At 70.7% G+C, this 22,947-nt stretch carries 24 protein-coding genes; 11 read left to right on the forward strand and 13 right to left on the reverse strand.

All coding sequences use genetic code 11. From position 1 onward, the window contains the following. Positions 1 to 42 precede the first annotated feature (42 nt). The 5 genes from EYW40_RS01975 (at position 43) to ddh (ending at position 3,159) form a co-directional block, all read left to right on the forward strand. Positions 43 to 426: an ArsR/SmtB family transcription factor gene (locus EYW40_RS01975; RefSeq protein ID WP_135819943.1), complete on the forward strand. Its 384-nt coding sequence runs from the start codon at positions 43 to 45 to the stop codon at positions 424 to 426. Continuing rightward, positions 416 to 1,264, forward strand: coding sequence for an arsenite methyltransferase (gene arsM, locus EYW40_RS01980; protein WP_375137143.1), 849 nt, complete (start codon positions 416 to 418; stop codon positions 1,262 to 1,264). Before EYW40_RS01975 ends, arsM begins: the two co-directional genes overlap by 11 nt. 8 nt (positions 1,265 to 1,272) lie before the next feature. Continuing rightward, positions 1,273 to 1,563, forward strand: a complete 291-nt coding sequence (locus EYW40_RS01985) for a hypothetical protein (protein WP_135819945.1) — start codon at positions 1,273 to 1,275, stop codon at positions 1,561 to 1,563. A 6-nt stretch (positions 1,564 to 1,569) separates the two neighbouring features. Further along, complete coding sequence (arsN2, locus tag EYW40_RS01990) at positions 1,570 to 2,013, forward strand: arsenic resistance N-acetyltransferase ArsN2 (protein WP_135819946.1); 444 nt, start codon at positions 1,570 to 1,572, stop codon at positions 2,011 to 2,013. Positions 2,014 to 2,229: 216 nt separating this feature from the next. After that, positions 2,230 to 3,159 carry a D-2-hydroxyacid dehydrogenase gene (gene ddh, locus EYW40_RS01995; protein ID WP_135819947.1) on the forward strand — a complete coding sequence of 310 codons (930 nt, stop codon included), beginning with the start codon at positions 2,230 to 2,232 and terminating at the stop codon, positions 3,157 to 3,159. Positions 3,160 to 3,192: 33 nt separating this feature from the next. On the opposite strand, the gene EYW40_RS02000 is transcribed toward ddh, so the two are convergent. Next, complete coding sequence (locus EYW40_RS02000) at positions 3,193 to 4,107, reverse strand: nucleoside hydrolase (RefSeq protein ID WP_135819948.1); 915 nt, start codon at positions 4,105 to 4,107, stop codon at positions 3,193 to 3,195. A 124-nt stretch (positions 4,108 to 4,231) separates the two neighbouring features. Here EYW40_RS02000 and EYW40_RS19800 point away from each other — a divergent pair, with 124 nt between their 5' ends. Next, positions 4,232 to 4,405 (forward strand): hypothetical protein, encoded by a 174-nt coding sequence (locus tag EYW40_RS19800; RefSeq protein ID WP_202614409.1) that lies wholly within the window; start codon positions 4,232 to 4,234, stop codon positions 4,403 to 4,405. 73 nt (positions 4,406 to 4,478) lie between these two features. On the opposite strand, the gene EYW40_RS02005 is transcribed toward EYW40_RS19800, so the two are convergent. Then, a complete protein-coding gene (locus EYW40_RS02005; RefSeq protein WP_135819949.1) occupies positions 4,479 to 5,447 on the reverse strand; it encodes a transcription initiation factor IIB in 969 nt (322 codons plus the stop codon). A 229-nt stretch (positions 5,448 to 5,676) separates the two neighbouring features. Here EYW40_RS02005 and EYW40_RS02010 point away from each other — a divergent pair, with 229 nt between their 5' ends. Continuing rightward, entirely contained in the window at positions 5,677 to 6,189 is a 513-nt protein-coding gene (locus EYW40_RS02010; protein WP_135819950.1) for a DUF84 family protein, read from the forward strand. Here the strand turns inward: EYW40_RS02010 and EYW40_RS02015 are convergent. Continuing rightward, a complete protein-coding gene (locus EYW40_RS02015; RefSeq protein ID WP_135819951.1) occupies positions 6,186 to 8,009 on the reverse strand; it encodes a flippase-like domain-containing protein in 1,824 nt (607 codons plus the stop codon). The genes EYW40_RS02010 and EYW40_RS02015 overlap by 4 nt on opposite strands. 255 nt (positions 8,010 to 8,264) lie before the next feature. On the opposite strand from EYW40_RS02015, the gene EYW40_RS02020 reads away from it, so the two are divergent. Continuing rightward, positions 8,265 to 8,507: a DUF7123 family protein gene (locus EYW40_RS02020; RefSeq protein WP_135819952.1), complete on the forward strand. Its 243-nt coding sequence runs from the start codon at positions 8,265 to 8,267 to the stop codon at positions 8,505 to 8,507. A 1-nt stretch (position 8,508) separates the two neighbouring features. Here the strand turns inward: EYW40_RS02020 and EYW40_RS02025 are convergent, their stop codons facing one another. From EYW40_RS02025 to pyk, 5 genes are all read right to left on the reverse strand, one after another. Next, positions 8,509 to 9,126, reverse strand: coding sequence for a winged helix-turn-helix transcriptional regulator (locus EYW40_RS02025; protein WP_135819953.1), 618 nt, complete (start codon positions 9,124 to 9,126; stop codon positions 8,509 to 8,511). Positions 9,127 to 9,164: 38 nt separating this feature from the next. Beyond that, complete coding sequence (locus EYW40_RS02030) at positions 9,165 to 10,346, reverse strand: SPFH domain-containing protein (protein ID WP_135819954.1); 1,182 nt, start codon at positions 10,344 to 10,346, stop codon at positions 9,165 to 9,167. Between the two features lie 53 nt (positions 10,347 to 10,399). Next, positions 10,400 to 11,071 (reverse strand): NfeD family protein, encoded by a 672-nt coding sequence (locus EYW40_RS02035; RefSeq protein ID WP_135819955.1) that lies wholly within the window; start codon positions 11,069 to 11,071, stop codon positions 10,400 to 10,402. Positions 11,072 to 11,146: 75 nt separating this feature from the next. After that, positions 11,147 to 11,419 (reverse strand): DUF7312 domain-containing protein, encoded by a 273-nt coding sequence (locus EYW40_RS02040; protein WP_237560553.1) that lies wholly within the window; start codon positions 11,417 to 11,419, stop codon positions 11,147 to 11,149. Between the two features lie 54 nt (positions 11,420 to 11,473). Next, the gene (gene pyk / locus EYW40_RS02045; protein ID WP_135819956.1) at positions 11,474 to 13,228 is read right to left on the reverse strand and encodes a pyruvate kinase; all 1,755 of its coding nucleotides are present in this window, start codon (positions 13,226 to 13,228) and stop codon (positions 11,474 to 11,476) included. Positions 13,229 to 13,320: 92 nt separating this feature from the next. Here pyk and EYW40_RS02050 point away from each other — a divergent pair, with 92 nt between their 5' ends. After that, positions 13,321 to 13,608: a GYD domain-containing protein gene (locus EYW40_RS02050; protein ID WP_135819957.1), complete on the forward strand. Its 288-nt coding sequence runs from the start codon at positions 13,321 to 13,323 to the stop codon at positions 13,606 to 13,608. A gap of 37 nt (positions 13,609 to 13,645) precedes the next feature. Here EYW40_RS02050 and metG read toward each other — a convergent pair whose 3' ends face one another. The 4 genes from metG to ppsA form a co-directional block, all read right to left on the reverse strand. After that, on the reverse strand, positions 13,646 to 15,712 hold the full coding sequence (gene metG / locus EYW40_RS02055) for a methionine--tRNA ligase (RefSeq protein ID WP_135819958.1): 2,067 nt from the start codon (positions 15,710 to 15,712) through the stop codon (positions 13,646 to 13,648). 295 nt (positions 15,713 to 16,007) lie between these two features. Then, on the reverse strand, positions 16,008 to 16,559 hold the full coding sequence (locus tag EYW40_RS02060) for a YqaA family protein (RefSeq protein WP_135820610.1): 552 nt from the start codon (positions 16,557 to 16,559) through the stop codon (positions 16,008 to 16,010). An 84-nt stretch (positions 16,560 to 16,643) separates the two neighbouring features. Further along, entirely contained in the window at positions 16,644 to 17,717 is a 1,074-nt protein-coding gene (mfnA, locus tag EYW40_RS02065; RefSeq protein WP_135819959.1) for a tyrosine decarboxylase MfnA, read from the reverse strand. A gap of 132 nt (positions 17,718 to 17,849) precedes the next feature. Beyond that, entirely contained in the window at positions 17,850 to 20,189 is a 2,340-nt protein-coding gene (gene ppsA / locus EYW40_RS02070) for a phosphoenolpyruvate synthase (protein ID WP_135819960.1), read from the reverse strand. A 150-nt stretch (positions 20,190 to 20,339) separates the two neighbouring features. Between ppsA and EYW40_RS02075 the strand changes: the two genes are divergently transcribed. After that, on the forward strand, positions 20,340 to 21,173 hold the full coding sequence (locus EYW40_RS02075; RefSeq protein ID WP_161973146.1) for a zinc ribbon domain-containing protein: 834 nt from the start codon (positions 20,340 to 20,342) through the stop codon (positions 21,171 to 21,173). A gap of 24 nt (positions 21,174 to 21,197) precedes the next feature. Here EYW40_RS02075 and EYW40_RS02080 read toward each other — a convergent pair whose 3' ends face one another. Beyond that, positions 21,198 to 22,100 (reverse strand): PhzF family phenazine biosynthesis protein, encoded by a 903-nt coding sequence (locus EYW40_RS02080; RefSeq protein ID WP_135819962.1) that lies wholly within the window; start codon positions 22,098 to 22,100, stop codon positions 21,198 to 21,200. A 127-nt stretch (positions 22,101 to 22,227) separates the two neighbouring features. Here EYW40_RS02080 and EYW40_RS02085 point away from each other — a divergent pair, with 127 nt between their 5' ends. Next, positions 22,228 to 22,923 carry a phosphoribosyltransferase gene (locus EYW40_RS02085; protein WP_135819963.1) on the forward strand — a complete coding sequence of 232 codons (696 nt, stop codon included), beginning with the start codon at positions 22,228 to 22,230 and terminating at the stop codon, positions 22,921 to 22,923. Positions 22,924 to 22,947 lie beyond the last annotated feature (24 nt).

Genomic DNA, 22,947 nt, shown 5'->3' on the forward strand with positions numbered 1-22,947 from the left:
GAAACCTTATATTAGCACAGTCTAATATTAGCACGAGCTAAAATGACGCAACAGCGATCCGAGGGCCGGGCGGCCGAGGGACAGGACCAGCAGTCCGCGGGCTGCTGTTCGGGGCCGCACGCGCACTCCCTCCCCGAGTCGGCGGTGGCCGCCGACGTGGACGTGCTCGCGACGCTCGGGAACGACACGCGGTACGAGGCGCTCCGGGTCATCGCCGAGGGCGACGACGACGGCGTCTGCGTCTGCGAGATAGAGCCCGCGCTCGGCGTCAGCCAGGGCGCGGTGAGCCAGGCGCTCTCGCGGCTGTTCAGCGCCGGGCTGGTCGAGCGGCGAAAGGAGGGGCGCTGGCGGTACTACACGCCGACGCCCCGGGCGGAGCGCCTGCTCCGCGTCCTCGACGACACGAGGTCGGTCGATGATGAGTGACGGCGGTTCCGCCGACGCGGGCGGCGACGGCCTCTCCGCCGCGGAGCAGCGGTCGGCCGTCCGCGAGCGCTACGCCAGCATCGCCGAAGAGGGGTCGACGTGTTGCGGCGACGGAGCGGCGTCGACCGGCGGCGGGGGTGACGACGGCCCGCGCGACGCCGCCGCGCGGTCGCGCGCGGTGGGCTACGGGGCCGACGACGTCGACGCCGTCGACGGGGACGCGAATCTGGGCCTCGGCTGTGGCAACCCGACCGCTATCGCCGGCCTCGAGGCGGGCGAGACCGTCCTCGACCTCGGCTCCGGCGGGGGGTTCGACTGCTTCCTCGCGGCCCGGGAGGTCGGCGAGGACGGCCGCGTCGTCGGCGTCGACATGACCCCCGAGATGGTCGAGACGGCCCGCGAGAACGTCGCCGAAAACGACGCCGGCAACGTCGAGTTCAGGCTCGGCGAGATCGAACACCTCCCGGTCGCCGACGGGAGCGTCGACGTGATCCTCTCGAACTGCGTGATCAACCTCTCGCCGGACAAGCCGCAGGTGTTCCGCGAGGCGTACCGCGTGCTCCGACCGGGCGGCCGCCTGGCCGTCTCGGACGTCGTCATGACCGCCGACGTCCCGGCCGACCTGCGCGACGACCCGACGTCGGTCGCCGCCTGCGTCGCCGGCGCGGCGACGGTGCCGGAACTGGAGGCGATGCTCGCCGACGCCGGCTTCGCCGACGTGGCCGTCGAGCCGAAGGCCGAGAGCGAGGCGTTCGTCCGCGAATGGGACCCCGACCGCGACCTGAGCGAGTACGTCGCGTCGGCGCGAATAGCCGCGGAGAAACCAGCAGACGACTGAACCCCACCATGTTTCGACCACCACTCGACCCCCGAGACCGTCCGCTCGTAGAACAACCGACCTGGCGGGACGTCGCCGGCAGCTATGGCCTGATCGCCGCGGTGCCGTTCCTGCTCTGGTTCGGTGCCAACCCGTTGGCCGGAACGGCCCTGCTGGCCGCGCTCGTCGGCGCGGCCGCCGTCGTGCGGAGCGCCCACAGGCTGGTCCGGTGCCTCCGGAACTGCCGGCGGATCGCCTTCGACGTGGGCGACACGGCGCGGATCACGATCCGGCGACCCCCCGCCGACGAGACCTGCTGACCGACGATGACCGACCCATCGATCACGCTCCGGGACGCCGACGGGGACGACCTCGCGCGCGTCGAATCCCTGCTGGCGGCGAACGGGCTCCCGAGCGGGGACGTGCGGACGAAGCCGGAGTGTTTCCACGTCGCCCGCGCCGACGGCGCGCTCGTCGGCGTCGGCGGCGTCGAAGTCCACGGCTCGAACGGGCTCCTCCGGTCGGTCGTCGTCCCGGAGCCCCACCGCGGGCAGGGGTACGGTCGGGCGCTGTGCGACGCGCTGGAGGCGCGGGCGCGCGACGCCGGGGTCGGGACGCTGTTCCTGCTGACGACGACCGCGGCCGACTTCTTCCGCCGGCGGGGCTACGAGGCGGTCGACCGGGACGGCGTCCCACCGGCCATCGCGGGGACGACCGAGTTCGCGGACCTGTGCCCCAACGCCGCGACCTGCATGCGGAAGCGGCTGTGACGGAGGGCAGCCCGCCGACCCACCGCCGCCGCGGTTGCGGACGCTTTTGTACCTGCACCCGCAACCGTCGCCCGGTGGCGATGAAGACAGTTACCCCCTCCGAGCCCCTTGTGACGAGGCCTTCACCCGAGCCACCGTCCGACGCGTAGCGACCGTTTCTCGGCAGCGTCGCCCTTCGGCGCAAGATTGAACCCCGATATCCGCGAATGGGTGGCCATGCAACTCCGTCGCCTCGGAATCGACGACTCCGTCAGCGTCATCTTCCCGCCGGACAGGCTCGCCGCCGAACTGTCGGACGTGGGCGTCGAGGTCACCGTCGGCGAGGACCCCGGCGACCTCGCGGAATGCGACGCCGTCGTCACGTTCGCCCACCGCGGCGACTACCTCGAAACCGCCGACTGGGTCCACTCGATACAGGCCGGCTACGACCGCTTCCCGCTTGCGGAGTTCGAGGCGCGGGACGTCGCGCTGACCAACAGCACGGGCGTCCACTACGACAGCGTCGGCGAGACGGTGGCGAGCTACGTGCTCGCGTTCGCCCGCCGGCTGCACGACGCCGTCGCCGCCCAGCAGCGCCGGGCGTGGGACCGCCCCGAGTGGCACGAACCGTTCACCGTCGCCGGCGAGTCGATATGCGTCGTCGGCCTCGGCGCGCTGGGCCGGGGCATCGCCGACCGCGCGGCCGGCCTCGGGATGGACGTGACCGGCGTCAAGCGAACGCCCGAGGACGTGCCGGGCGTCGGCGAGGTGTACCCCAGCGACGAGTACCGGGACGCCATCGCGGACGCCCGCTTCGTCGCGCTCGCGGTGCCGCTGACCGACGAGACCGAGGGGATGATCGGCGAGGCGGAACTCGACGCGATGCGCGACGACGCGTACCTCCTGAACGTCGCCCGCGGCGACGTGGTCGACCAGGACGCGCTGGTCGCCGCGCTGGAGGCCGACCGGATCGCGGGCGCGGCGCTCGACGTGTTCGAGGAGGAGCCCCTGCCCGAGAACTCGCCGCTGTGGGGGATGGACGAGGTGATCGTCACGCCCCACACCGCGGGGGCGACGCGGGACTACGCGGGCAACGTGGCCGAACTGGTCCGGGAGAACGCCGGCCGGATCGCCGACGGCGAGGAGCTACACAACCGCGTCGTCTGAGCCGCCGGGGCCGGCGAGCGACCCGCTCGGCGCTCAGAGCGACTCGACGAGGTCGGAGACGACTTCGCGGTACGCCTCGACGTCTACCGCGGTCGCCACGGCGGCGTTCGGCGGCTCCTTGTTCTCGGCCTCGTCGCGGGTGTCGGCGATGGTCGCGCCGCGGCTCGGCCCGTGGGACGTGTCGACCGCCAGCGGGAGGTCCTCGAACTCCAGCACGTCGCCGATCATGTGCGCGCCGACGACGGCGTCGGGCACGGAGTAGCCGCCGTCGTGTTTGAGCTTGTCCGGGTAATTGCACCACTCGCCGACGGTCGCCAGCGGCTCGGCGGATGAACGCCACCGCTCGACCGTCTCCTCCCGGATGATCGCCGGCTCCGTGACGCCGAGGCCGACCATCTTCGGGGTCGCGTCCTGCACGACCCGGCTGGCCGCAATGGGGTCGGCGAGCGCGTTGAACTCCGCGGCGGGCGTCGCGTTGCCGCTGGTCAGCGCCGCGCCGCCCATGAAGTAGAGGTCGCCGACCCGGTCGGCGAAGGTCGGGTCCCGGGCCAGCGCCACCGCGACGTTCGTCAGCGGCCCGACGGCGGCGACAGTGAGATCCTCGCCGTACTCGCGTGCGGTCTCCAGCATGAAGTCCGAGGCCTCCGCCTCCACCGGTTCCGCGCTCGGCTCCGGGAGGTCGCCGCGGATGCCGTCCGGCCCGTGGACCCACTCCGCGTCCTCGTGTTCGTCGACGAGCGGCCGGTGTGCGCCCCGCGCGACCGGCACGTCCGTCCGGTCCAGGAACTCCAGTATCGAGAGGGCGTTGTGCGTGGTCTTCCCGACTGTCGCGTTGCCGGCGACGGTGGTGATCCCCACCACGTCCCAGTCGTCGGCTTCGAGCAGCATCGCCAGCAGGAGAGCGTCGTCCGTCCCCGGATCGACGTCCAGCAGAACTTTCTGCGCCATTCTTCCCTCTTCTACGGTGTGTCAGTTAAAACGCCCGGCCGGACACAGCCGAAACGGCGGTCCGCCGCCTCGACGGGCGGCCGACCGGTAGCTATTTTTCCAGCTCGTACCACATGAAACCCGGATGAGCGACGCTGCCCTGCGAACGCGCCTCGACGCCGCCCTCGTGTTGCTGGCCGTGAACTGCGCCCTCCTGGTCGGGATCGGGCTCCGGTACGCCACCGAGACCACGGTCGGCGTCGTGGTGCTCGCGGCGCTCCTCGGCTACGGGTTCCTGACCGGCGACGGCGAAGAGTGAGGACTGTTACCGCCGGCTAGCGCGATGTCAACGGGCCGAACGAGCCAGTCGGAAGCCGACTCGCGGAGAACGGTTACGCCAGGCCGAGGCTCTCCTCGGCTTCCAGCAGTTCGTGGTAGCGGTTGCGGATGGTGACCTCGCTGATGTCGGCCACCTCGCTGACCGCGGCCTGAGTCGTCTTCTCGTTGGTGAGCAAGGCCGCGGCGTAGACGGCGGCGGCGGCGAGGCCGACCGGCGACTTCCCGCTGTGGACGCCCTTCTCCTTGGCGTTCTGCAGGAGCTTGCGCGCGCGGTGTTCGGCCTCGTCCGAGAGGCCGAGCCCGGAGGCAAAGCGGGGCACGTAGCTCTCGGGGTCGGCGGGCTGGACCTCGAGGCCTAGTTCGCGGACGACGTAGCGGTACGTCCGGGCGACCTCGTTTTTCTCGACGCGGCTCACCTCGGATATCTCGTCGAGGCTGCGCGGCACGCCGGCCTGGCGGGCGGCGGCGTAGACGCAGGCCGTCGAGACGCCCTCGATGGAGCGGCCGGGCAGGAGGTCCTCCTCTAGCGCGCGGCGGTAGATGACGCTGGCGGTCTCCCGAACGTTCTCGGGGAGGCCGAGCGCGGAGGCCATCCGGTCGATCTCGCCCAGCGCCTGCTTCAGGTTGCGCTCCTTGCTGTCGCGGGTGCGGAAGCGCTCGTTCCACTTGCGCAGGCGCTGCATCTTCTCGCGCTGGCGGGAGCCAAGCGAGTTGCCGTAGGCGTCCTTGTTGCGCCAGTCGATGTTCGTCGACAGGCCCTTGTCGTGCATCGTGTTCGTCGTGGGCGCGCCGACGCGGCTCTTCTGGTTTTTCTCCTGTGCGTCGAAGGCCCGCCACTCGGGGCCGCGGTCGACGGAGTCCTCCTCGACGACGAGCCCGCAGTCCTGACAGACCGTCTCGCCGTGTTCCTCGTCGTTGACGAGCTGGCCACCGCATTCGGGACAGGAGAGCGTTTCGTCCGTCTGCTCGGTCTCGCGTTCGTCCTCTGAGCTGCGTACGCGCGTTCGTGTGTTCTCGGTCATTGTACGAGAGGGCGGAAGCTGCCCGGGTGATCGCTCGGAAAAATCCCGGAGATGGTTCCTTACCTTCGTTATCCGTCAGCGCAGCATTTATATTCTTCGGTCCGGGAATCCGATCCCGGCGAAAACGGCCGACGCTGGCCGGTCTCGCACCCGCGGGGAGAAAGATTCAATACGGATACCTGATCGGGCGAGCGCCAGCTTTCTTGCCCCCGGGTTCGAACCGGCGGCCATGCGAGTCGGAGTCGGCAGCGGCAACCCGGTGAAGGCGACGGCCACCGAGCGCGCGCTCGCGGGGCGGGACGCGACGGTCGAAGCGGTCCCGGTCGAGTCGGGCGTGAGCGAACAGCCGCGGGGACGCGCCGAGACCGTCGAGGGCGCGGAGAACCGCGCGCGGCGAGCGCTCGCCGCCGGGGAGTTCGACCTCGGGGTGGGCATCGAGGGCGGCGTGGCGACGCTTTCGGGCGTCGGCGGCCGCTTCCTGATCATGTGGGCCGCGGTCACCGACGGCGATCGGACGGGTCGCGGCGGCGGGCCGAGCCTCCGCCTACCCGATGACATCGCGGCGCGCGTCGACGCCGGCGAGGAACTCGGCCCGGTGATGGACGACGTGTTGGACAGGGAGGGCGTGGCGCGCGAGGGCGGCGCGGCGGGGGCGCTCACCGACGGGGCGGTCGACCGCGAAGCGGCGCTTTCGAGCGCGGTCGCCGGGGCGCTGGGCCCGTTCGTCGCCGACCTGTACTAGTCCGTATCGACCGCGGCCGTCTCGCGCGCGTCGGCGCTCTCCTCGACGGCCGTGGTCAGCGAGACGTTTAGCAGGAGCATCGAGACGACGCCCCCGACGACCGTGACGACGTTTTTCACGGCGTGGTCGACGATGGCGGCGGCGAGCGCGACGCTCCAGCCGACCGGCGTGAGGCCGACGACCAGCGCCGTGAACGCGCCCTCGTAGAGGCCGACGCCGCCCGGCGACAGCGGCAGCACCTTCGCGAGGTTGCCGACGCTGACCGCGAAGAAGCCCACCGCGAGCAGCGTCGGGAGCGCCAGGTCGACGCCGTCGAAGGCGACCAGCACGACGATGGCGGTCACCACGTCCAGCGCCCAGATGAGGAGGCTGCTCGCGCCGACCCGGGCGAAGGCCCGGCCGTCCCCGGCGACGGCCTGCACGTCGCCGGCGAACTGCTCGACGACGCCCGCGACGTACTCGGCGTAGCTGTCCGAGCTGAGCCGCGTGACGCCCTCGCGGACGAAGTTCCGGTCGGAGCGGGCCGTGGCGACGATGAGCGCCACCGCGGCGATGGCGGCGGCGCCGACCCCCGCGGCGACGGTGACCGCATAGCGCCCGCTCTGGCCCGCCTCGCGGCCGCTCCCGAACAGCGCCGACTCCAGGCCCGCGGTCCCGCCGGTCGCCGCGAGGCCGAGGAACACCGCCCCGGCGAGTGCGGCTATCGTCAGCAGGTCGAAGACGCGCTCTATCGCCAGCGATGCGAAGCCCGTCGGGTACGGGATCGACCGCCGCGCCTTGACGACGTACGCCCGGACGGCGTCGCCGGCCCGGGCGGGGAACACGAGGTTGCCGGTCTGGCTGATGAACACCGCGCCGGTGAGAAAGCCCACCCGCTCGTCGTACCCGAGTTCCGCGAGGATGTCGCGGTAGCGCGCGCCCCGCAGCGGCCAGGAGAGCAGGTAGATCAGCCCGGAGAGCGCGACCAGCCCCCGGTCGGCCCCGGCCATGCTGTCGACGACGCGTTGGGGGTCGAGGTACTGCGTCATCAGCGCCAGCGCGACGACGACGAGCAGCGTGCCCGCGCCCAGCGTGACCCGGCGGTCGATCCGCGGGGAGACGGCGACCTGCCACCAGGTGCGGAGGATCGCCGACCCCATGCCGAACACGTCGCGGACGAGGTCGACCTTCGTGTCGCCCTTCGGCGTCCAGTCGACCGGGAACTCCTTGACGCGGTAGCCCGCCCGCTGGGCGCGGACGAGCACCTCCGTGTCCCAGAACCAGTGGTCGTCGTCGACGTCGTCCAGCAGCGTCTCCAGCGCCTCGCGGTCGAACGCCTTGAATCCGCACTGGTGGTCGCGCAGCGACGAGCGCAGGAACAGGCGCACGAGGGCGTTGAACCCCCGGCTCGGCACGCCGCGTTTGGCCGGGCGATCGGCCTCGCGGCCCTCGATCCAGCGCGACCCCGTCGCCACGTCGTACTCGCCGGAGCGGACGCTCTCGACGAGTTCCTCCAGGTGGCGCATGTCCGTCGCCATGTCCGTGTCGAAGTAGACGAGCGTGTCGCCGTGGGCGGCCGCGAACGCGCGCTCCAGCGCGCCGCCGCGGCCGAGGCGCTCGTCGCTGTGGACGTGGCGCACGCGCTCGTCGGCGGCGGCGAGTTCGTCGGCTATCTCCGGCGTGCGGTCCTCGCAGCCGTCCTCGGCGACGAGCACCTCGAAGCTTCCCGCCGGCAGGAACGCCGCGAGGGTGGAAAGGGTCGTCTCGACCGTATCTCGGATCGTCGCCTCCTCGTTGTACGCGGGGAGGACGACGCTGACCTCGACCGCCGGGGGACTCATTGGTGGTCATCGAAACCGCGCGTGTAAGAATTTTCTGGATGCGGTCCCGGTCCGACCGGCGGACGGCCAACCGCGCCGGCCGCCCCACGTGGTGGCCACCCCCGCCCCCGCCGGTAAGCCGACGTTTCCCGGCCGTACCAACCCGCAAACCCACCCGCCCGAGAACCGGATCTCGGCCCCCGGTAATCGCAAGGAAGCGACGGATTAACCTGCTGTACCAAACCCCCTAAGGTGGTCTCGGTCCTCCCTACCAGTATGAGCACCACAGCAACGTCGACCGCCCCCGACCTCACCGACAAGCAGGAGCGCATCCTCGACTACCTCCGCGAGAACGCCGACACGAAGACCTACTTCAAGTCGCGGCTCATCGGCGAGGACCTGAACATGACCGCGAAGGAAGTGGGCACCAACATGACGGCGATCCAGAACGGCGACGCGGACGTCGACGTGGAGAAGTGGGGCTACTCCTCCAGCACGACGTGGAAAGTGACCGCGTAGCTCAGGGGTCGAACCGGATCAGCCCGTCGGCGTCCGCCGCGAGCGCGGCGGCGTCCGGGCCGAACGAGTCGGCGTACCGAACCAGCAGCGTCAGCACGGTTTCGGGCTCCTCGACCGCGTAACCGTCCTCCCGGGAGAGCAGTCCGACCTCCTCTAGCTCGCCCGCGTACTTGCTGATCGTCGGCCGCGACACGTCGAGTGCGTCCGCCAGGTCCGAGCCGGTCGCGTCGGGGTCCCGGAGGAGTTCGACGAGCATCCCGCGGGGCGTCTCCCGACGCAGGTAGCCCAGCGCGACCTGTTCGAACCCGGAGAACCGCCCGGCCGGGAAGAAGCGGCGGTAGTCGCCGTCCTTCCGGCTCACGACCGCGCCGGCCGACTCCAGCTGGCGGAGGTGGTGCTGTGTCTCGCCGGTGCCGAGCTGCAGGTCGTCGCGGAGCTTCGAGAAGTGTGCGCCCGGCGTCGTCGTCACGTAGCCCGAGATGGCGTCGCGCGCGTCGCTGTCCTGCTCGGGCTCGTCGTCCCCGTCCCGCAGCCGGGTGAGCGGGCTCGCCGCTCCGACGGCAGCGAAGCGCCGGAGCGTCGCACGTTTGCTCTCGTCGACGTCGCGGGGACCGTCCATTGGAGTGGGGTTACGCGGTGGAACCTAAAACCCCTTCGCTAGTCGGAGTTCGTTTCGCCGTCGGCGTCGCCGCCCTCCGGAGGCGCCTCGCCGTCCGTGCCGCCGTCGGCGTTGAAGTTCCCGTCCATGTCCTCGATGACCTCGTCGGGGTCGCGGATGTTGGCCGAATCCTCCCCCTGCTTTATCGCCTCGGCCTCCTGCTCCATCGCCTCGATGTCCATCTGGGCCTCCTCGTCGATCTGGCCGAGGATCTCGTCGATGTCGTCGAGGCCGAGCATCTGCCGGGTCTCGGAGTCGAACTCGAGGCTGTTCAGGTCGTCGCCGTTGTCCCGCACGTCGCTGCCGGTGAGGTGCTTGCCGTACCGGCCGAGCATCGAGGAAAGCTCCTGTGGCAGGACGAACGTCGTCGACTCGCCCTGACCGATGGCCTCCAGCGTCTCCATTCCCTTGTCGATGACCGCGCGCTCGCCCATCGACTCGGCGGACTTCGCGCGCAGGACCGTGGAGATGGCGTCACCCTGCGCTTCGAGGATCTGGCTCTGTTTCTCCCCCTGCGCGCGGATGATGTTGGACTGCTTGTCACCCTCGGCCTTCTCGACGGCGCTGCGGCGTTCACCCTGCGCTTCGAGGATCATGGCGCGGCGGCGACGCTCCGCGGACGTCTGTTGCTCCATCGCCTGCTGGACGTCCTTCGAGGGGTTGACCTCGCGGACCTCGACGCTCTCGACGCGGATCCCCCACTCGTCGGTGGGTTCGTCGAGTTCCATGCGGATCTTCGAGTTGATCTGCTGGCGTTTGTTGAGCGTGTCGTCGAGTTCCATGTCGCCCAGGACGGCACGCAGCGTCGTCTGTGCGAGGTTCGAGACGGCGCGCTTGTAGTTCTCGACCTCGAGGAACGCCTTCTTGGCGTCCATCACTTTGATGTAGACGACGGCGTCGGCCGTCACCGGGGAGTTGTCGCGCGTGATCGCTTCCTGGCGGGGAACGTCCAGGGTCTGGGTCCGCATGTCGAAGCGGTGCGTGTTGCTGACGAACGGCGGGACGATGTTGATACCCGGTTCGAGCAGTTTCCGGTACTCGCCGAACACCGTCAACGCGCGCTTCTCGGTCGCGTCGACGATCTCGACCATGCTGTACACGGTCACGACGGCAAGTACCAGGAACAGCAACGCCACGACCGTCAACGTCGGTGTCACCTGGAGGATGGTGTGATACCACATAACCTTCCCTTGGGGCACTGATGTAAAAAGCGTTCCCGTGTGTGCGGTCGTGGTCAGCCCGTCGGCTCGGTCTCGGTGTCCGTGTTCGTGTCGTCCCCCGCCGCGTCCGTCGCCGTGTCGTCCACCGTGCCGGTATCGCCGTCGGCGTCGGCCGCGTCCTGGCCGTTCCCGTCCGGCGCGGTTCGCTCGGCGGGGTCCGACCGCTCACGGGCGAGTTCCCGGTCGATGTCGTCGCGGTGGTCGGCTTCCAGCGACTGGACGGTGACGACGTTGCCGCCGCCGGGGTCGACGACGATCACCTCCTCGCCCTCCGCGATCTCCCCGTCAAGGCTCCGGGCCTGGTAGTAGGGGTTGAAGCCGGCGTCCTGCAGTTTCACCTCGCCGCCGGTCTCGGTGACGCGCGCGGTGACGCGGCCGACCTTGCCCGACAGCGAGTCCGAGTCGCTGGTCCGGCCGGCCTCCTTCCCGCCGTAGAAGTCGAACTCCCGGTAGACGAAAAGCGTCACCGCGCCGACGCCGAACACCAGCCCCGCGAGCACGAGCGGCGTCGCGAGGCTCCCCAGCGCGAGCCCGAGCAACCCCGCGACGAGCAGGGCAACGCCGAGAACGATGAAGTGAGCGCCCGGGGCGAACGCCTCGAGGATGACGAGGGCGAACCCGGCGACCGTCAGGAGCAGCGGGAGGCTGCCCCCGTCGCCGAGGAGCTGCAGTAGCGTGAGAGCCATGTGGGGTGGTATGGCTCGTGACTGATTAACATTTTTGCAGGCGGCGCGGGCGCCGTCGACATGCGGCGTCGCCGGTCAGGGGGCGAACACCATCACCACGCGGGCGATGACCCCGAGCGTGACGAGCGCGCCCAACAGCACGAAGGCGGCGTTTTCCAGCGACACCGCCTCCGGTTCGATCGGGTCGCGGTCGTCGACGACGCCGTCCTCGCTGACCTCGTCCACCCCGAACCGCCACTCGTCATCGTCGGGGGCCGCATTCATCCGGTCCTCGCCGTCCGGCGCTCGTTCGCCGGGCTCGGGCGACCCGTCCCCGTCGTCGCGCTCCGAAGCGCGGTCGTCGACCATAGGGGTAGTCGGTCACGGGAACGCAAAAATCCGCCGGTCGGGTCGGCGGCCGTCTCAGCGCGGCCGGTCGGCCTGGGCCGCCTCGACGTCGCCCTCGTAGACGACGCCGCGCTCGGCGTCCAGCGTCACGAGCGTCCCGTCGTCGACCGACAGCGACGCGGCGCTTATCATCGGGATGCCGAGTTCCCGGGCCACCATCGCCGGGTAGCCGGTCATCCCGGGCGCGGCGTCGACGATGCCGCCGAGCTTCGCGGCGTCGCCGTCGAACTCGCCGTCGAAGCCCTCGCCGAGCGAGAGGATCGCGCCCTCGGGCACCTCGGAGAGGTCGCCGTCAGCGGAGTGGGCGACCGGCCCGGCGACGCGCCCGCCGACGACGCTCCGGCCCGTCACGAGCGTCTCGGCCGCGACGTGGACCTTCAGCATGTTGGTCGTGCTCGCGCCCTCCAGTTCGGTCATCATCCCCGAGAGGACGACGACGGTGTCCCCGCTCTCGGCGACGCCCGCCGACAGCGCCGAGCCGACGGCGTTCTCGATGACGGCGTCCGCGCCCTCGTCGACGAGGGGCGCGTACTGTGGGTTGACGCCCCACGACAGCGCGAGTTGCCGGCGGACGCGGTCGTTCGGCGTCGACGCGACGACCGGGACGCCCGGGCGGAACTTCGCGGTCTTGAGCGCGGTGTAGCCGGACTCGCTGGCCGCGACGATGGCGCTCGCGCCGATGTCACGCGCGAGGTAGCGCGCCGACCGCGCCAGCGCGTCGGTGCGGGCGTCGGCGGCGGTCGGGACGCGTTGCTCGCGCACCTCGGCGTACTCCTCGCTTCGCTCGACCTGCCGGACGATGCGGTCCATCGCCTCGACGACGCGGACGGGGTGGTCGCCGATCGCCGTCTCGCCGGAGAGCATCACGCCGTCGGTGCCGTCGAGGACGGCGTTGGCGACGTCGGAGGCCTCCGCGCGGGTCGGCCGCCGCTCGTGGACCATCGAGTCAAGCATCTCGGTCGCCGTGATCACCGGGACGCCCGCGTTCCGGCAGGTCCGGATGATGCGCTTCTGGATCATCGGCACGTCCTCCATCGGGCACTCCACGCCGAGGTCGCCCCGGGCGACCATGACGCCGTAGGCCGCGTCGACGATCTCCTCCAAGTTCTCGACCGCGCCGGCCCGCTCTATCTTCGCGATGATCGGGATGTCGGCGTTCAGTTCCTCCAGGACCTCGCTCACCTCGTACACGTCCTCGGCGTCGCGGACGAACGAGGCGGCGACGAAGTCGGCGTTCTTCTCGGCCGCCAGTTCGAGGTCCTTCCGGTCGTTTTCGGTGACGACATCGAGGTCCAGGTCGACGCCGGGGATGTTGACGCCCTTCCGGCCGGGGAGTTCGCCGCCGTCGTCGACGCGCGCGATGACGGCGTCGCCCTCCGTCCGCAGCACGGTCGTCTGGATCCGCCCGTCGTCGAGCAGGATACGGTCGCCCTCGCCGACGCCCTGGATGGGCAGGGAGAGGCCGACCTCCTCGGGGGTCGCGTGGTCCCCCTCGACGAAGCGCACCTCGGTGTCCTCGGCGAGGTGGATCGCGTCGTCGAGCGGCGCGGTGCGGATCTCCGGGCCCTGCAGGTCGACCATCGCGGCGAGGGGGTCCGCGGTCGCGTCGTCGACCTGCCGGATGCGGTCGATGACCGACGCGCGGTCCTCCCGCGAGCCGTGGCTCGCGTTCAGGCGCGCGACGGACATCCCCGCGTCGGCCAGTTCACGGATCGTAGACCGGGTCTCGGAGGCCGGGCCGAGGGTACAGACGATCTTCGCGTTTCGCATGCGTTTCGGTACGCCTGTCCGCGCCAAAAAGCACGGTGTTCCGCCCGCGCCGTCGGGCGAACCGTTTTGCCGGTCGCCGTTGCAGGGCGGACATGCCGCAGTTCGCCGTCCTCGTCACCGTCGACGACGCGGAGTTCCAGAACGTCCAGGACCTCGCGACGCTGTGGGGGGAGATCCGGACCGAGATAGGGGAGCGCGACGTCGAACTCGCTGAGTCGTACGCGGCGCTCGGCGAGTACGACTTCCTCGTCACGATAGACGCGGCGGACCGCGACGCCGCCTACCGGACGGCGCTCGCGATCGGCCGCCACGGCCTCCGGACCGAGACGATCCCCATCGAGGAAACGGAGAAGTTCGCCGACCTGGTCGACGACATCTGAGCGCTCGTCGGGGCCGGCGGCGGTCGCGTTCCCCGACCTACCGGATCGTCGTGCCCGGTTCGGCGTCCTCGTGGGTCGTGAGCAGGTCGGCTTGGTCGCCGGCGGCAAGCACCATGCCGTTGCTCTCGACCCCGAACAGCTCCGCCTTCTCCAGGTTGACGAGGACGACCACCTTCGTCCCGGGCAGGGCGTCGACGTCGTGGAGCTGTTTCAGCCCGGCGACGATCTGGCGGGTCTCCGTCCCCACGTCGACCTCCAGACGGACGAGTTCGTCCGCCCCGTCGATACCCTCGGCGCTTTCGATGCGGCCGACGCGCATGTCCAGTTCCTGGAACTCCTCGAAGCCGATGCGCTCGTCGGCCAGCGGTTCGACCTCGGCGTCGTCGTCGCTCATGTCGTCGCCTTCGGCGGCCTCCCCCTCGTCGCTTTCGGTCGCCGCCTCCACGCGAGCTTCGAGCTTCTCGTTCAGTTCGTCGACCCGCTCGTCCTCGATGGACTCGAACAGCTCCGCGGGCTCCGCGAACTCGTCGGCCGGCGGTTCGAGCGCGGCCTCGACGGTGGCCTCGCCGACGTCGCCGTCCTCGCCGAGCTGGTCCCAGAGCGCCTCAGCCTTGCTGGGCGTGAACGGCTGCATGAGGAGGCCGACGGCCTTGGCGACCTGGACGCAGTCGCGGATCACCTGGGCCGCCTCGTCGGGCGCGTCGTCGACGAGCTTCCAGGGCTCGTTGCGCTGGATGTACTCGTTGCCAAAGCGCGCCAGGTCGACGGCGGCCTCGCTCGCCTCCCGCGGCGAGTAGTCGTTGACGGCCGCGCCGAACTCGTCGACGGCGTCCTCGATGCGGTCGCGGACCTCCCCGGAGAGGTCGGCGTCGGGCGTGCCGCCGTAGTTCCGGTGGGCAAACAGCATGCTCCGGTACCAGAAGTTGCCGACGGTGCCGACGAGTTCGCCGTTGACCCGGTCCCGGAACTTCTCCCAAGAGAAGTCGACGTCCTGCTGGAACCCGCCGTTCGTGGCGAGGTAGTACCGCAGGAGGTCCTCGTGGAACCCCTCGTCGAGATACTCACGGGCCCACACCGCGCGGTTCCGGGAGGTGGAGAAGCCGTCGCCGTTCAGCGTCATGAAGCCGCTCGCCATGACCGCGCGGGGCTCCTGGTACTCGGCGACGCGGAGCATCGCCGGCCAGAAGATGGTGTGGTGCTGGATGATGTCGCGGCCGATCACGTGGACGATCTCGCCCGACTCCTGCCAGACCTCCTCCCAGTCGTACTCGTCGGCCCCGACGCGGTCACTGTACTGCTTGGTCGAGGCGACGTACTCGATGGGCGCGTCGACCCAGACGTACAGGACGAGGTCGTCGTCGCCCGGGTAGTCGATCCCCCAGTCCAGGTCGCGGGTGATACACCAGTCCTGGAGGCCGTCCTCGATCCACTGGCGGGGCTGGTTGCGGGCGTTGTCCGTGCCCTCCAGCCGGTCGAGGAACCCGGAGAGGTAGTCGGACAGCTCCGAGACGCGGAAGAACTTGTGGGTCCGGTCCCGGTACTCCGCCGGGTTGCCGGTGATCGTGCTCGTCGGGTCCTCTATCTCGCCCGGTTCGAGGTGGCGGCCACAGCCCTCGTCGCACTCGTCGCCGCGGGCCGTCGCGCCGCAGTACGGGCAGGTCCCCTCGACGTACCGGTCCGGGAGGGGCTGGTCCTCCTCGGGGTCCCAGGCGACCTTGATCTCCTTCTCGTACACGTACCCTTCCTCGTCGAGCTTCTCGACGATGTCGAGGGTCAACTCGGTGTTCGTCTCGTCGTGGGTGTGGCCGTAGTTGTCGAAGTCGATGGCGAACTTGGGGAACGTCTCGGCGTACTGCTCGTGCCAGTCGAGCGCGAACGACTCGGGGTCGACGCCCTCCTGCTCGGCGTTGACGACGATCGGCGTGCCGTGCATGTCCGAGCCGCTGACGAGCGCGGTCTCCTGGCCGAGCTTTTCGAGGGAGCGCGCGAACGCGTCGCCCCCGACGTACGTCCGCAGGTGACCGATGTGCAGGTCGCCGTTGGCGTACGGCAGCCCGCAGGTCACCACCGCGGGGTCGTCCGTTGGGAACTGCTCGTGACTCATACTATGCCCTCTCTCCGGTGCGGGTGTAAAACCCGCCGATCTCGGTCGTGTGCATGGGTATCGGTGACGGCGTCGCTACGCGGGCGGTGCGGTCGCGGTCGCGGGTTTGCGCGCCGCGCGGCGGCCGCATGACCGGCCCGAGCGCGGCGGTCCACCCGGCGTCCCCGCTACGGAGGCATGGAACGAGGCCGACGGCGGGCCGTTCGGAACACGCCCGCCGGTTGGCCCAGCGGCGGAATAAGCGCTTTGGAGCGCGGGGGCAGGACGGACGGCGTCCGCCCGTCTGGACCGCCGGTCACAGCCCGAGGACGGAGGTGCCGACGCCGATACCGCCCATCGTGACGAGCAGGCGGCCGACGCTCCCGGCGAACGTGGCCAGCGCGAAGCGGTAGTAGTCGCGTTCGAGCACGGCGAAGGCGTAGATCGAGATGGTGTCGGGGAAGCCGGGGACACAGAGCGCCAGCGCCAGCCCCGCGTAGCCGTACTCGCGGGCGAGTTCGACCGTCCGCTTCTCCGACCACGACACCACGTCGAACCGGGAGTTCCGGAGGAACCGGATCACCGGCCCGGACTGCTTGGCCTCCTGCCCGAGGTGGAAGGCGAGGACGCTCCCCGCGGCCTTGCCGACGCCGCTGATGAAGATGAGCAGCCCGAACTCGACGGCGTCGGGCACCATGAGCCCCATCCCCGCGTAGCCGGGGATGAGCACGATCTCGCTGGGCAGCGGGAGCACGAACGCGATGAGAAACGAGTAGACGAGGATCAGAACCAGCCCGCTCACGCCGGTCGCGGTCTCGACGGCGGCCCTGAACGCGCTGAAGTCCGGGCCGAACAGTTCGGAGGCGATGCCGGCCGCGGGGACCGCGGTCGCGCCGGCGGGGGACGCCGTGGGGACCAGTCCAGTCACGGTCGACCCCTCGTACGTAGCACCCTAAGTGTTGACGTTTCGTCGCCGCCGAACCGCGTCGACATCCGCGACGAACGACTCCAGGGCCTCCCGGGTGACGTGGGGCATGCAGACGACGCGGAGTTCGCCGCTCCCGGTCCGGGATATCCGCCACCCCTCATCGCGGAGGGCGGCGAACTCCGGTTCGGGCACGTCCGCGGCGACGAGGGGCAGCGTCGGGTCGACCACGTCGTACCCCCGGTCGGCGAGCGCGTCGGCCAGCCACTCCGCGTCGGCCATCGCCCGCTCGTACCCCTCGCGGTAGCCGTCGGGCCACAGTTCGTCCATCGCGGCCGCCGCGCTGGCGACGCCCGCGCCGCTACGGGTCCCCGTCAGGGTGGCCTGCCCGGTCGACTCCAGGTACGGCGTATCGACGGCAAGCGCGTCGAGCAGCGATTCGTCGCGGGCGAGGAAACCGCCCGCGGGGATCGCCGCCCGCCCGACCTTGTGGGGGTCTATCGTCATCGTGTCGACGGGCGCGTCCGCGAAGCTCCACGCGCGGTCGGTAAACGGGAGGAAGAAGCCGCCCCACGCCGCGTCGACGTGGAACAGGGCGTCGTGGTCCCGGGCGACGGCCCCGAGTTCCGGGACCGGGTCGACCCGGCCGTACTCGGTCGTGCCGGCGACGCCGACGACCAGCGCCGTGTCGCCGTCGGCCAGTTCGCGGACCGCGTCGACGTCGGCCCGGTAGTCGTCGCCGAGCGGCGCGAGTCGGAGTTCGACGTCGAGCACGCCCGCGGCCTTCCGGAACGAGAAGTGGACGCTCTCGGGGGCGACGACGTTCGGGTCGTCGGTGGCGGCGAGGTTCCGGGCCGCCCGCACGGCCTGGATGTTCGCCTCGGTGCCGCCGCTGGCGACGTAGCCGGCGGGGTCGTCCAGCCCGGCGATCACCCCGAGGTCGTCGACGACGCGCTCCTCCAGACGGGCGACCGTCTCGTACGTCCCGGGGTCGCCGGGGTTCGTCGCCAGGAAGCGCTCGGCGGCCTCACGGGCGGCCGGATGCGGCTCGGTACACATCGAGGAGAGCACCCGGCCGAAGTCCTGCGGCTCGGCTCGCATGCCGTAGCGTATCACCGACGCCGGTTTATCGGTTGCCCTTTCGGTCGGGGCAGGTGTTGCACCACGCCGCCGGCGACCGGTCGCGCCAGCCACCCGCCGCGGGGACACCGCGTGCCCCGTCGCCGCGGTCGGTTACCGCACCGACTCCAGCATCAGCTTCTGCTCGACGCGCTTGACCTCGTGTTGCACGTCCCGTACGGCGTCGATGTTCGCGGAGATGGAGCTGACGCCCTCGTCGACGAGGAATCGGACCATCTCCGGCTTCGAGCCGGCCTGCCCGCAGATGCTCGTGTCGACGTCGTGTTCGCGGCACGTCTCGATGGTCTTGCCGATGAGTTCGAGCACGGCGGGGTGGAGTTCGTCGAACCGGTCGGCGACGTTGCCGTTGTTGCGGTCGACCGCCAGCGTGTACTGGGTGAGGTCGTTCGTGCCGAAGCTGGCGAAGTCGATGCCGGCCTCGGCCATCCGATCGACGCCGAGCGCGGAGGCGGGCGTCTCGATCATCACGCCCCACCGCCGCTTGTCGGGGTCGATCCCGGCCTCCTCCATCAGGCGCTTCGTGCGGAGCACGTCCTCGGCGTCGTTGACGAGGGGGAACATGATCTCGATGTTGTCGTACCCCATCTCGTACAGCCGCCGGAACGCCGCCAGTTCGTGCGCGAACACGTCCGGCGTGTCGAGGCTGCGGCGGATGCCCCGGTAGCCGAGCATCGGGTTGTGCTCCTCCGGTTCGTCCTCGCCGCCCTCCAGTTCGCGGAACTCGTCGGTCGGGGCGTCAAGCGTCCGCACGCGGACGGGCCGCGGGTAGAACTCGTCGGCGACCGTCTGCACGCCGTCGACGATCTCGTCGACGTAGGCGCGCTCGCCGTTGTCGGCGACGTACTTCTTCGGGGTCTTCCCGAGCGAGAGGATCATGTGCTCGATCCGGAGCAGCCCGACGCCGTCGGCCCCGGTCGCCGCGGCGCGCTCGGCGGCCTCCGGGATGGAGACGTTCACCTTGACCTCCGTCGCGGTCATGGGCTTGACGGGGGTCTCCGGGCGGGCGTCCTCGATCGGCTCGCGCTCGGGCTCGGACGTGTCGCGGCCCTCGCGGACCGCCCCCTTGTCGCCGTCGAGGGTCACCTGCTGGCCGTCCGACAGCACCGTCGTCGCGTTGCCGGCGCCGACGACCGCCGGCACGCCGAGTTCCCGGGAGACGATGGCGGCGTGGCTCGTCATCCCGCCCTCGTCGGTGACGATGCCGTCGGCCCGCTTCATCGCCGGCACCATGTCCGGCGTCGTCATCTCGGTGACGATGATGTCGCCCTCGCCGACCTTGTCCAGTTCGTCCAGCTTGCCGACGATCCGGACCGCGCCGGTGGCCGTGCCGGGACTGGACCCGAGCCCCTGGACGAGGACGCCGCCGGCGTCCGCCCCATCGTCGTCGCTCTTGCCCTCGACGACGCCGCTCCCGTCGGTCGCCTGCGCCTCGGAGGCGGACCCGACGGGATCGTCCATCCGGGAGCCGTCGGTCTCGCCGATCTCGCCGTCGTCGATGGTGGTGATCGGCCGGGACTGGAGCATGTACACCTCGCCGTCGTAGATTGCCCACTCCACGTCCTGCGGGGTGCCGTAGTGGCCCTCGACGCGCTCGCCGATCTCCCGGAGGCGGTCGAGTTCCTCGTCCGAGAGCACCCGCTGCTCGCGGCGGTCGTCGGGCACCGCGCGCTCGACGGTCTCGCCCGTCTCGTCGTCGCGGACGTGCATCACCTTCTTCTCGGCGACGGTGACCTCCTCGACGGCCTCGCTCTCCCTGTCGACGACGTAGTTGTCGGGCGACACGGAACCGGAGACGACCGCCTCGCCGAGCCCCCACGCGGACTCGATTATCATGCGCGGGTCGCCGGTCGAGGGGTGGCTGGTGAACATGACGCCGCTCTTCTCGGCGTCGACCATCCGCTGGACGACCACGGCAATGTTCACCGCGGAGTGGTCGAAGCCCTGCTTCTGCCGGTAGTAGATCGCACGCTGGGTGAAAAGCGACGCCCAGCACTCGCGGATGCGCTCCAGCAGCGCCTCGCCGGTGACGTTGAGGAACGTCTCCTGCTGGCCGGCGAAACTCGCGTCCGGGAGGTCCTCGGCGGTCGCCGAGGAGCGGACGGCGACGAACGCCTCGCCGTCACCGAGCCCGTCGTAGGCCTGGAGAACCTCCGACCGGAGGGAGTCGGGGAACGCGGCGTTCAGGATCAGTTCCTGTGCGCGGTCGGCCGCCGCCGAGAGCGCGGCCGAGTCCTCCACGTCCACGTCGACCGCCTCGAACAGTTCCTCGTCGATCCCGGCCTCCTCGATGAACGTCCGATAAGTGCCCGCAGTGACCACGAACCCCGGCGGGACGGGGAGCCCCGCGCCCGTCAGTTCGCCGAGCGACGCGCCCTTGCCGCCGACGGTGTCGACGTCGCCCGCCCCGATCGCCTCCAGAGACAGTACTGGCATGCTGTACCCGGAGAGTCCACGACTGTGCCAAAGTACTTTGCGAACGTGGGTGAAAAATTCCAACTCGGATCCGAGTACAAGACGGGGTCGAGGCCGCCCGCGACGCCGTCGCCAAAGATGCTTTAACTGATGAATACTGTCACAGGGAGTATGGAAGCGAAACGAGCGGTTCGGTGGGCCGCGTACTACCGGGGCATCGCGACGCTGTCGTTCATCGTCGGCATGGGAATCACCGCGTACGGGTTCTCCGCGGGGCTCGGCGAGACGATAGACATCCTCATCAACAACTACCCCGCACAGCAACAGGAGGCCGAGGCGGCGGCGAACGTCCCGCTCGCGGCCGGGTCGGTCGTCGTCGGCGTGCTCGTCTGGCAGGTCGGGAAGTCGATCGGGTTCTACTGGACGCTGGCGTCGGCCGTCGACGACGCGACCGAGACGGACGGTGCGCCCGCTGCCGCGCCGGCACGGGAGCCGACCGACCCCGATCCGCGGCCGGCCGCGACCGCCGGCGCATCGCGGGCGACGGGGCGGGACACGGCCGGGCCGGCCGACGAGTCCGCCGCTCCGACCGACGACCCGACGACCACCGGGACGGCCGCGGGCCGGCGTGACGAACCGGGCCGCCCCGGCACCGGGCGAGACACGACCGCGGAGGCCGGCGGCGACGAGAGCGAGTCGACGCCCGACGCGGGGACGCGCACCGGCACCCCGACCGCGGGCGACGAGGGGGCGGCCCGCACCGGGACGGCCCCCTCCGAGGAGGCGGACGACCAGCGGGCGAGCGCGGACGCGGAGTCCGACGATTCGGCTGCGGCCGCATCGCGGTCCGACGAATCGACGGCGGCCGCGTCGGTCCCCGACGACGACACGGGCGCGGACGACGCCGGGGCAGAGGACACGCCCGACGGCGTCGCCTGTCCAGACTGCGGCTACCCGAACAAGGAGGACGTCTCCTTCTGCATGAACTGCGGAGCCGAACTGTAGCGTCGCCGGCTCCCCCGGCGGGCGCTACGCCTCCAGTATCTCGTCCTCGTCGGCCGGCGGTATCGACAGCGTCCCGTCCAGCGCCGTGGCCGCCTCGCCGCCGACGCACACCTCGTCGTCGACGCGCACCCGGACGTGTCCGGGGCGGTCGACGAAGTGACCCTGTTCGAACAGCATCTCCTCGGGGAGGTCGCCGTCGAACGCGGCCACCTCGCGGAGGTACGCGCCGGCCGCGCCGCTGGCCGTGCCGGTGACCGGGTCCTCGGGGACGCCCGCCCCGGGCGCGAACATCCGGGCGTGCAGCGTCGCGTCGGCCGACAGCGCGTCGAACGTGAACATGTAGACCCCCGTCGCGTCGTACTCGTCACAGACCGCCTCGACCGCGGCCATGTCCGGGTCGGCGTCGCCGACGTGCTGGAGGAAGTTCACCGGGACCACGAGGAACGGCAGTCCGGTCGAGGCGACGGCGGTCGGCAGGTCCGCGCCCACGTCCTGCAGCGCGCCGACGGGCACGCCCAGCGCGTCCGCGAGCCGGTCGTAGGCGACGTCGACCGGCCGGACGGTCGGGGCGTCCTGGGTCATCCAGACGGTTCCCTCGTCGGTCACCTCGATGTCGAGCACGCCGACCGCCGTCTCCAGCGTGTGCGTGCCGGCGTCGATCACGCCGTCGGCGCGGAGGTGAGCGTGGGACGCGACCGTCGCGTGCCCGCAGAGGTCGACCTCCTGGGTCGGCGTGAAGTACCTGACCGCGCGGTCGGCGTCGTCGCTCGGGAGGAGAAACGCCGTCTCGCTCACCGCGAGTTCGCGGGCGACCGCGAGCATCTGCGCCTCGGTCAGCCCCGCGGCGTCGGGGACGACCCCGGCCGCGTTGCCCGTCAGCGGCTCGTCGGTGAACGCGTCGACCTGCAGCGCACGAACGGTGTCCATGCCCGTCCAGTCGCCCGCCCGCGGCATGAATCTGGCGCGCGTTCGAGGGGTCTTCCCACGCGGCCGGCGACGGCGGGGACCGCGGGGAGATGAAACGGTTAAGTGCCGACGCGCGCGACACGTCCCCATGAGCGACCTGCCGGAGGACTTCGACTGTACGATCACCAACTGGGAGTACATCTACGGGCTCTGTCGCGACGTGAGCAGGGAGGTCCGCGAGGACGAGTTCGAGCCGGACGTGATCGTGGCGCTGGCCCGCGGCGGGTGGTTCGCGGGACGTTGCATCTGTGACTTCCTCGGGCTGGACGACCTGACCAGCCTGAAGATGGAACACTACGTCGGCACCGCCCAGAAGGCCGACGAGCCGCAGGTCCGCTACCCGATGCCCGAGGGGAGCGTCGAGGGCAAGGACGTGCTCATCATCGACGACATCGCCGACACCGGCGGGTCGATCAAGCGCGCCTACGAGTACGTCAACGAGCGCGACCCCGGCCAGGTCCGCACGGCGACGCTCCAGTTGCTCCAGACCAGCGAGTTCGAACCGGACCACGTCGGCGAGCGCCTGGAGCAGTGGACGTGGGTCGTCTACCCGTGGAACTTCATCGAGGACATGATAGACCTGACCGCCGGCGTCATGGAGAAGGCCGACGCCGAGCGGTTCGACCGCGAGGACGTGCGCCACTACCTCGCGGAGTACCACGACGTCCAGCGTATCGAGATGGAGATCGCCCAGCCCGACCGCCTCGACGAGGTGCTGTCCGAGATGGAGCGCCGCGGCGTGATAGCGGGCGAGGACGGCGCGTGGACGCTCACGGACGACTGACGTCGCCGGCCAGTAGGCGCCCCG

Source organism: Halostella litorea (assembly GCF_004785955.1).
Lineage (GTDB): Archaea > Halobacteriota > Halobacteria > Halobacteriales > Natronoarchaeaceae > Halostella > Halostella litorea.

Bases quoted from the DNA above. Each gene is read 5' to 3' on its own strand.
- EYW40_RS01975 (WP_135819943.1), top strand. From the start codon at position 43: ATGACGCAACAGCGATCCGAGGGCCGGGCGGCCGAGGGACAGGACCAG.
- arsM (WP_375137143.1), top strand. From the start codon at position 416: ATGATGAGTGACGGCGGTTCCGCCGACGCGGGCGGCGACGGCCTCTCC.
- EYW40_RS01985 (WP_135819945.1), top strand. From the start codon at position 1,273: ATGTTTCGACCACCACTCGACCCCCGAGACCGTCCGCTCGTAGAACAA.
- arsN2 (WP_135819946.1), top strand. From the start codon at position 1,570: ATGACCGACCCATCGATCACGCTCCGGGACGCCGACGGGGACGACCTC.
- ddh (WP_135819947.1), top strand. From the start codon at position 2,230: ATGCAACTCCGTCGCCTCGGAATCGACGACTCCGTCAGCGTCATCTTC.
- EYW40_RS02000 (WP_135819948.1), bottom strand. From the start codon at position 4,107: ATGGCGCAGAAAGTTCTGCTGGACGTCGATCCGGGGACGGACGACGCT.
- EYW40_RS19800 (WP_202614409.1), top strand. From the start codon at position 4,232: ATGAGCGACGCTGCCCTGCGAACGCGCCTCGACGCCGCCCTCGTGTTG.
- EYW40_RS02005 (WP_135819949.1), bottom strand. From the start codon at position 5,447: ATGACCGAGAACACACGAACGCGCGTACGCAGCTCAGAGGACGAACGC.
- EYW40_RS02010 (WP_135819950.1), top strand. From the start codon at position 5,677: ATGCGAGTCGGAGTCGGCAGCGGCAACCCGGTGAAGGCGACGGCCACC.
- EYW40_RS02015 (WP_135819951.1), bottom strand. From the start codon at position 8,009: ATGAGTCCCCCGGCGGTCGAGGTCAGCGTCGTCCTCCCCGCGTACAAC.
- EYW40_RS02020 (WP_135819952.1), top strand. From the start codon at position 8,265: ATGAGCACCACAGCAACGTCGACCGCCCCCGACCTCACCGACAAGCAG.
- EYW40_RS02025 (WP_135819953.1), bottom strand. From the start codon at position 9,126: ATGGACGGTCCCCGCGACGTCGACGAGAGCAAACGTGCGACGCTCCGG.
- EYW40_RS02030 (WP_135819954.1), bottom strand. From the start codon at position 10,346: ATGTGGTATCACACCATCCTCCAGGTGACACCGACGTTGACGGTCGTG.
- EYW40_RS02035 (WP_135819955.1), bottom strand. From the start codon at position 11,071: ATGGCTCTCACGCTACTGCAGCTCCTCGGCGACGGGGGCAGCCTCCCG.
- EYW40_RS02040 (WP_237560553.1), bottom strand. From the start codon at position 11,419: ATGGTCGACGACCGCGCTTCGGAGCGCGACGACGGGGACGGGTCGCCC.
- pyk (WP_135819956.1), bottom strand. From the start codon at position 13,228: ATGCGAAACGCGAAGATCGTCTGTACCCTCGGCCCGGCCTCCGAGACC.
- EYW40_RS02050 (WP_135819957.1), top strand. From the start codon at position 13,321: ATGCCGCAGTTCGCCGTCCTCGTCACCGTCGACGACGCGGAGTTCCAG.
- metG (WP_135819958.1), bottom strand. From the start codon at position 15,712: ATGAGTCACGAGCAGTTCCCAACGGACGACCCCGCGGTGGTGACCTGC.
- mfnA (WP_135819959.1), bottom strand. From the start codon at position 17,717: ATGCGAGCCGAGCCGCAGGACTTCGGCCGGGTGCTCTCCTCGATGTGT.
- ppsA (WP_135819960.1), bottom strand. From the start codon at position 20,189: ATGCCAGTACTGTCTCTGGAGGCGATCGGGGCGGGCGACGTCGACACC.
- EYW40_RS02075 (WP_161973146.1), top strand. From the start codon at position 20,340: ATGGAAGCGAAACGAGCGGTTCGGTGGGCCGCGTACTACCGGGGCATC.
- EYW40_RS02080 (WP_135819962.1), bottom strand. From the start codon at position 22,100: ATGGACACCGTTCGTGCGCTGCAGGTCGACGCGTTCACCGACGAGCCG.
- EYW40_RS02085 (WP_135819963.1), top strand. From the start codon at position 22,228: ATGAGCGACCTGCCGGAGGACTTCGACTGTACGATCACCAACTGGGAG.